The following is a 7835-nucleotide window of genomic DNA, read 5'->3' on the forward strand; positions in this document are numbered from 1 at the left end:
AGAAACTTTAGTTTTTTGTATATTTGCACAGCTTAAAAACTAAGCGTTTTCTATACACTAAATACTAAACATTTTTATGGCAAATACTCCTACAATCATTTATACGAAAACAGATGAAGCTCCAGCATTAGCAACACATTCATTATTACCCATTATAAAATCGTTTACAAAATCGTCAAACATCAATATCGAAAGTAGAGATATCTCTCTTGCTGGACGTATTTTGGCAAATTTTCCAGATTTTTTAAATGAATCTCAACGTGTTCCTGATGCCTTGGCAGAATTAGGAGAATTGGCAAAAAACCCAGAGGCTAATATTATAAAACTTCCAAATATTAGTGCTTCTATTCCACAGCTAAAAGCTGCGATAAAAGAATTACAAGCACAAGGTTATGGATTACCTGACTATCCTGATGAACCTGAAAATGATGATGAAAAAGCAATCAAGTCTCGTTACGACAAAATTAAAGGTAGTGCTGTAAACCCTGTATTGCGAGAAGGAAATTCAGATAGACGTGCACCAAAAGCAGTAAAGAATTTTGCAAAAATGAATCCGCATTCTATGGGAACATGGTCTTCAGATTCTAAAAGTCATGTGGCTACTATGTCGCATGGTGATTTTGCACATAACGAAGTTTCTGTGACTTTAGCCAAAGCAACTTCAGTAAGTATTGTTCATAAGGATACAGCTGGAAACACAACAGTATTAAAAGACAACTTAGCATTATTGGAAGGTGAAATTATTGATGCTACGGTTATGAGTAAAAAAGCCTTATTGGCATTTTTAGATGAGCAGGTAAAAGATGCTAAAGCGCAAGGTGTTTTATTTTCATTGCATATGAAAGCTACAATGATGAAAGTATCTGATCCCATTATTTTTGGTCATGCAGTTCGTGTGTTTTTTGCAGATTTATTTGAAAAACATGGCGATACTTTCGAAGAGATTGGTGTTGATGTTAATAACGGATTTGGAAACCTTATCAGTAAATTAAATGAATTGCCAGAGGCTAAACGTTTAGAAATAGAAGCAGATATTACTTCAGCATTTGCTAATGCGCCAGATGTGGCCATGGTAAATTCTGATAAAGGAATTACAAATTTACACGTACCAAGTGATGTTATTATTGATGCGTCTATGCCAGCAATGATTCGTACTTCAGGTCAAATGTGGAATGCCGAAGGTAAACAACAAGATACAAAAGCAGTTATCCCAGATAGTAGCTATTCAGGTATTTATACAGCAACCATCAATTTTTGCAAACAACATGGTGCTTTTGACCCAACTACAATGGGAACAGTTCCAAATGTTGGATTGATGGCTCAAAAAGCTGAAGAGTATGGCTCTCATGATAAAACCTTTGAAATCTCTTCAAATGGAACAGTAGAAGTTATTGATGCCTCTGGAACTGTATTAACATCCCATAATGTTGAAGAAGGTGATATTTGGAGAATGTGCCAGGTAAAGGATGCTCCAATACAAGACTGGGTAAAACTTGCTGTTACAAGAGCACGAGCATCACAAACACCAGCTGTATTTTGGTTAGACGAAAATAGAGCTCATGATGCTGAGTTAATTAAAAAAGTAAACACATATTTACCAAATCACGATACTTCTGGATTAGATATTAGAATCCTCTCTCCTATTAAGGCTACTGAGTTTACCCTAGAGCGCATCAAAGATGGAAAGGATACCATTTCTGTTACAGGAAATGTATTGCGTGATTATTTAACTGATTTATTTCCAATTTTAGAATTAGGGACTAGTGCCAAAATGTTGTCAATTGTTCCACTTATGAATGGTGGTGGTCTATTTGAAACTGGAGCAGGTGGATCTGCACCAAAGCATGTTCAGCAATTCACAAAGGAAAATCATTTACGTTGGGATTCTCTTGGTGAATTTTTAGCACTTGCTGTGTCTTTAGAACACTACGGAAATGTAAATAATAATTCTAAAGCCATTATTTTATCAGAAGCATTGGATGATGCAACCGAAAAATTATTGACTAATGGAAAATCACCATCAAGAAAAGTTAATGAGCTTGATAATAGAGGAAGTCACTTTTATTTGGCTTTATTTTGGGCAGAAGCTTTAGCTAACCAAACGAAAGATGACGATTTAAAAAATCAGTTTACTCAATTGTTTGAAGAGTTACAAGCACATGAAACAACAATTGTTGATGAATTGAATGATGTTCAAGGACAAGCCATGGATATTGGAGGTTACTACGAGTCTAATGACGATTTAACTTCTAAAGCTATGCGACCAAGTGACACTTTAAATAAGATCATAGGATAACTATTAAGCTAAATATAAAATCAGAGACTGTCTTAAAAGACAGTCTTTTTTTTGTATCAAACAAGTTGTAAATTTACAGAATGACAAAAGAAAACCTTACAGCTTGCCATAATAGAATTAGACCGTTTATTCATAATACACCTGTTTTGAGTTCCAGACTGATTAATAAATTAGTTGGAGCTCAGCTTTTTTTTAAATGCGAAAACTTTCAGAAAACTGGTGCTTATAAAATGCGTGGTGCTACAAATGCTATTATGCAATTAACCGATGTACAAAAAGCTAAAGGTGTTGTGACACACTCTTCAGGAAATTTTGCTCAGGCCTTATCTTTTGCTGCACAGAGTTTGGGAGTTAAAGCGACCATAGTAATGCCATCTAATTCTCCTGCTGTAAAAAAGAATGCTGTGTCACAATATGGAGGGCGTATAATAGAATGTGAACCTACCATTGAAGCACGACAGAATGCTGCCGATAGCATAGTTAATGATACAGGTGCAACTTTTATACATCCATCAAATGACCCAAATGTAATCCTAGGTCAGGGAACAGCATGTATTGAACTACTTAACCAACAACCAGATCTAGATGCTGTCTTTTGCCCTGTAGGTGGAGGTGGTCTAATCGCTGGTTCAGCATTAGCTGCTTATTATTTTGGAAATGACTGTAATGTATTTGGAGGCGAACCTTTTGAAGCTGATGATGCCTATCGTTCGTTACAATCAGGAAAAATAGAAACTAATGAGACTGCAAATACTATTGCAGATGGTTTACGAACACAATTAGGGCATCATAATTTTCCTATCATACTAAAACACGTTAAACACATCATAAGAGTTACTGAAAATGAAATTATTGAAGCCATGCGTTTTGTTTGGGAACGTATGAAAATTATCATAGAACCTTCAAGTGCAGTAGCCTTAGCTGCCGTTATAAAAGAGAAAGATCAATTTAAAAACAAAAAAGTTGGAATCATTATTTCTGGCGGAAATGTTGATATTAATGCGCTCCCTTTTTAATAATTAATTAACTTTTAATGCTGTAATTGTCAGATAGTTCTTTCTTAATTTTGTTTTATGATGTTAATTAAGAAAAGCCTCCTCCTTTTATTTCTGTTTATTACCAATTGCATATATGCCCAAGAAAAGTTTACACTAAGTGGTACAATTACCGATAGTAATAGTAATGAAACTCTAATTGGAGTGAATATTATTTTTCCTGAACTTCAAACAGGCACTAATACTAATGAATATGGTTTCTACTCCATTTCACTTCCTAAAGGTGACTATAAAATACAGATTAGCTATTTAGGCTACACGACCATTTCTGAAACTATTTCTTTTTCCGAAGATAAAACCATCAATTATAAATTAACTGAAAGCTCTGAAAGTCTTGACGAGGTTGTCATTGAACAAGATGTAGAAAAGCTAAATATAAAGAAGCCACAGATGAGCGTTAATGCCTTATCTATTAACACTATCAAACAAATGCCTGTGGTTTTAGGTGAAGTAGACATCATTAAATCCATAACACTTTTACCTGGTGTAACGAATGCAGGTGAAGGTGCCTCTGGATTTAATGTAAGAGGAGGTTCGGCCGATCAAAATTTAATTTTATTAGATGAAGCGATTATATTTAATTCATCACACCTATTTGGATTTTTCTCTGTATTTAATCCAGACGCGATTAAAGATTTAAAACTGTATAAAGGTGGAATTCCTGCGCGTTACGGTGGACGCGTGTCCTCAGTATTGGATATCTATCAAAAAGAAGGAAATAGTAAAAATTATAAACTTAGTGGTGGAATTGGAGCAGTGTCCAGTCGCTTATTAGCTCAAGGACCTATTGTTAAAGATAAAGGTGCATTTCTTATTGGAGGAAGAGCGTCTTACGCACACTTATTCTTGCCTATTATCGATGACGAAAATAATAATGTGGCGTATTTCTATGATTTAAATACTAAACTCAATTATAAAATAAATGATAATAACAATCTATATCTGTCTGGCTATTTTGGTCGTGATGTTTTCAGTATTGATGATAATTTTGAAAACACTTATGGAAATACAGTCGTTAATTTGAGATGGAATCATTTATTTTCAGATAAGATCTTTTCAAATCTCTCGTTGATATATTCAGACTATTTTTATGGACTTGAACTTGACTTTGTAGGATTTGAATGGGATTCTGGTATTAGAAATTTCAATTTAAAGTATGACTTCAAACATTACCTTAATACTAAATTCCAACTGAGCTACGGTATCAATAATATTTACTATAAATTTAATCCAGGTGAAATAAAACCTAATCGTGAAGACTCTGGAATTGTTAGAGAAAAACTTATCGATAAATATGCTAATGAATTTGCAGGTTATTTTGATGTGGAACACAAAATATCTAATAAACTCATTTTAAGATACGGCATTCGTTTAAGCAATTTTATTAGATTAGGGCAAGATGAATTAAATGTATATCAAGACGATAATCCGCTCTTATTCAATGAAGAACTTCAAATTTATGAAGCAGCAGAACCAATAGATGTCAACCGATTTAGTAGGAGTGATAGAATTGAAACCTTCACAAATTTAGAACCAAGACTTTCTGTAGCCTATGCCTTCAATGATAATACGTCAATAAAAGCTAGTTATAATCGTATGGCCCAATACCTACATTTATTGTCAAATACGAGTTCTCCAACCCCTCTTGATGTTTGGACACCTAGTGGAAAATATATCAAACCACAGTTACTAAACCAATATGCCTTTGGATATTTTAAAAACATTAAAGACAATACATACTCTTTAGAAACCGAAGTGTTTTATAAGGATATAAAAAATCGTATTGACTATATAGATGGTGCAAATCTAATTGCAAATAATGCCATTGAACAAGACATTTTAAATGGAGAAGCACGAGCTTATGGTTTAGAAATTTTACTACGGAAAAATGAAGGAAAATTTAAAGGTTGGCTGGCTTATACCTTATCAAAATCTGAACAAAGAACTCCAGGAAGAACAGCTCTTGAAACAGGAATAAATAACAGTGAATGGTACAATACAGGTTATGATAAAACCCATGATATTTCTTTCAATGGAAATTATGAACTTAATGATAAATGGACATTTGGAGCGAATTTTATATTTCAAACAGGACAGCCTACAAATTATCCGTCTGGACAATTTCAATTTCAAGGCTTAACCGTTCCAATTTACGAAGGAGCAAGAAATAGTGAACGCTTACCTGCGTATCATCGTATTGACATTTCTGCGACCTTAACTCCTAGAAAAAATAAAAATAGAAAATGGCAAGGTGAATGGGTCTTTAGTATTTACAATTTATATAACAGAAGAAATGCAGCCTCAATTAACTTTGCAAGAAATCAAGATACCTTTGTAAACGAAGCAACTCGAACCTCCATTTTCGGAATTATACCAGCGTTTACTTATAATTTTAAATTTTAACGTATGAATCGGTTAATATATATTTTGATGATACTTTTTACATTCACAAGTTGTGAAGATGTAATTGATGTTGAAGTTCCTAACAGCGACCCTCGTTTGGTTGTCGATGCATCCTTCGAATTTTATTTTAATGAAAATCCTGTCACTATAGATGGCTATTTACGCTTGACAATGTCTGCTCCATTTTTTGACGATGGTGTACCCGCAGTTAATAATGCGACCGTATTTATAACAAATTTGGAAGACAATTCAATCGTAAATTTTGAAGCTTCAGGGGACGAAGGGTTTTATACGCCAATAGCTAACTCTGTAATAGTTCCTGAATTTGATGTTCTATATGAATTAACGGTGATTTATAACAATGAAACCTTTAAAGCGACAACTCAACTCTATCCAACTACCGCAATAGATAATGTTGAACAAGGTGATGGAACATTATTCGAGGGTGACGAAACTGAAGTAAAAGTCACTTTTACTGATGATGGTACTCGAGACGATTTTTATCTATTTGATTTTGATTTCAACTTATTAGAAGTAAGTGAAGATAGATTTTACCAAGGGGAAAGTTTCACATTCTCCTATTTTTATGAAGATATGCTTCCTGGTCAAGAATTAACTATTAAAATCTTAGGAATTGACGAACGCTATTTCAATTATGCTGGCTTACTTATTGAGCAAAGTGAACAAGAAGGAGGCAATCCCTTTCAAACCACTCCTGCATTATTACGTGGTAATATTATAAACACAACAAATCCAGACAATTATGCCTTGGGTTACTTTAATCTTTCTGAAGCTAATAGAATAAATTTCACGATTCAAGAATAGCTTTATTCAAAATATATAGATAGAAGTCAAAAATACTTTATTTTTGATTTATGACATTTATAAAAACAACTGAACAAGATTCTAATTACAATCATTTGGAAAAAATGACTGTTAATGAACTCTTGATCCATATGAATAATGAGGATAAAACGGTTCCTCTTGCTGTAGAAAAAGCTATTCCTCAAATTGAAATTTTAATTGAGCAGATTGCCTCAAAACTAAAAAATGGCGGGAGATTATTTTACATCGGAGCAGGTACAAGTGGTCGATTAGGTATTTTAGATGCTTCTGAATGCCCTCCAACCTTTGGTGTTTCTCACGATTTAGTTATTGGTCTTATTGCTGGTGGAGATTCAGCTATTAGAAAAGCTGTTGAGTTTGCTGAAGACTCTACAAGTCAAGGCTGGAAGGACTTGCAAGACCATGGTGTTTCTAAAAACGATGTTGTTATTGGTATTGCTGCTTCAGGAACCACACCATATGTTATTGGAGCATTAGAACAATGCAATAAAGAACATATCATTACGGGTTGTATTACTTGCAACAAAAATAGTCCGTTATCCAATGTCTCAAAATATCCCATAGAAATCATTGTCGGTCCAGAATTTGTAACGGGTAGCTCTCGTATGAAAGCTGGAACCGCTCAAAAACTGGTTTTAAATATGATTTCCACTTCAACTATGATTAAACTCAATAAGGTAAAAGGAAATAAAATGGTAGATATGCAATTGAGTAATAATAAGTTGGTAGATAGAGGTATTAAAATGCTTATAAAAGAATTGGATATCAGTTTTAAAGAAGCAGAGCATTTATTAGAAAAACACAAAAATGTTAGAACCGCAATACAATACTATACTAATGGAAACAAAAAGAACGAATAAAGAACTATTAGTAAAAGGGATAAAAACTATGGGCTTAACTTTAGTTTTAATGTTCTTAGGACCAACGCTCTTTTATGTTGGTCTTTCTAATCCAGAAAAGCCCTTATACATTCCAATTTTAATTGTGGCTTCGATTCTTTGTATTCTAGCCATATACTTTGCTTTTAAAGGATTAAAAACAATAATGGACAGTATGTTCAAAAATTCTTAGATACCTTTTTTCTTCTATATATTTTATAAAAATAATAAGTACACAAAAAACAAAAACCCCGTTCTTATAATAAGAACGGGGTTTCAAAAAAGGCGACGACCTACTCTCCCACGATTGCAGTACCATCGGCGCAAATGGGCTTAACTTCTCTGTTCGGAATGGTA

At 33.7% G+C, this 7835-nt stretch carries 6 protein-coding genes and 1 rRNA gene; 6 read left to right on the top strand and 1 reads right to left on the bottom strand.

Annotation, left to right across the window (positions count from 1 at the left end; genetic code table 11):
• The first annotated feature begins 76 nt into the window (after positions 1-76).
• The 6 genes from KWG70_RS08885 (at position 77) to KWG70_RS08910 (ending at position 7671) form a co-directional block, all read left to right on the top strand.
• Positions 77-2296 (top strand): NADP-dependent isocitrate dehydrogenase, encoded by a 2220-nt coding sequence (locus KWG70_RS08885; RefSeq protein WP_230935651.1) that lies wholly within the window; start codon positions 77-79, stop codon positions 2294-2296.
• An 80-nt stretch (positions 2297-2376) separates the two neighbouring features.
• Positions 2377-3312 (top strand): threonine ammonia-lyase, encoded by a 936-nt coding sequence (locus KWG70_RS08890; RefSeq protein WP_230935652.1) that lies wholly within the window; start codon positions 2377-2379, stop codon positions 3310-3312.
• A 60-nt stretch (positions 3313-3372) separates the two neighbouring features.
• Complete coding sequence (locus KWG70_RS08895; RefSeq protein ID WP_394801630.1) at positions 3373-5754, top strand: TonB-dependent receptor; 2382 nt, start codon at positions 3373-3375, stop codon at positions 5752-5754.
• A gap of 27 nt (positions 5755-5781) precedes the next feature.
• Positions 5782-6579 carry a DUF4249 domain-containing protein gene (locus KWG70_RS08900; RefSeq protein ID WP_230935654.1) on the top strand — a complete coding sequence of 266 codons (798 nt, stop codon included), beginning with the start codon at positions 5782-5784 and terminating at the stop codon, positions 6577-6579.
• 50 nt (positions 6580-6629) lie between these two features.
• Positions 6630-7460, top strand: coding sequence for an N-acetylmuramic acid 6-phosphate etherase (murQ, locus tag KWG70_RS08905; RefSeq protein ID WP_230935655.1), 831 nt, complete (start codon positions 6630-6632; stop codon positions 7458-7460).
• Positions 7438-7671, top strand: a complete 234-nt coding sequence (locus KWG70_RS08910) for a DUF6095 family protein (protein ID WP_230935656.1) — start codon at positions 7438-7440, stop codon at positions 7669-7671. Before murQ ends, KWG70_RS08910 begins: the two co-directional genes overlap by 23 nt.
• An 87-nt stretch (positions 7672-7758) precedes the next feature.
• Here the strand turns inward: KWG70_RS08910 and rrf are convergent.
• A 5S ribosomal RNA gene (gene rrf, locus KWG70_RS18020) occupies positions 7759-7835 on the bottom strand; the annotation flags it as partial.

The sequence above is a fragment of the Psychroserpens luteolus genome, from assembly GCF_021032705.1.
GTDB classification, from domain to species: domain Bacteria; phylum Bacteroidota; class Bacteroidia; order Flavobacteriales; family Flavobacteriaceae; genus Psychroserpens; species Psychroserpens luteolus.

Coding starts and splice junctions, on each gene's coding strand:
- KWG70_RS08885 (WP_230935651.1), top strand. CDS start 77: ATGGCAAATACTCCTACAATCATTTATACGAAAACAGATGAAGCTCCA.
- KWG70_RS08890 (WP_230935652.1), top strand. CDS start 2,377: ATGACAAAAGAAAACCTTACAGCTTGCCATAATAGAATTAGACCGTTT.
- KWG70_RS08895 (WP_394801630.1), top strand. CDS start 3,373: ATGTTAATTAAGAAAAGCCTCCTCCTTTTATTTCTGTTTATTACCAAT.
- KWG70_RS08900 (WP_230935654.1), top strand. CDS start 5,782: ATGATACTTTTTACATTCACAAGTTGTGAAGATGTAATTGATGTTGAA.
- murQ (WP_230935655.1), top strand. CDS start 6,630: ATGACATTTATAAAAACAACTGAACAAGATTCTAATTACAATCATTTG.
- KWG70_RS08910 (WP_230935656.1), top strand. CDS start 7,438: ATGGAAACAAAAAGAACGAATAAAGAACTATTAGTAAAAGGGATAAAA.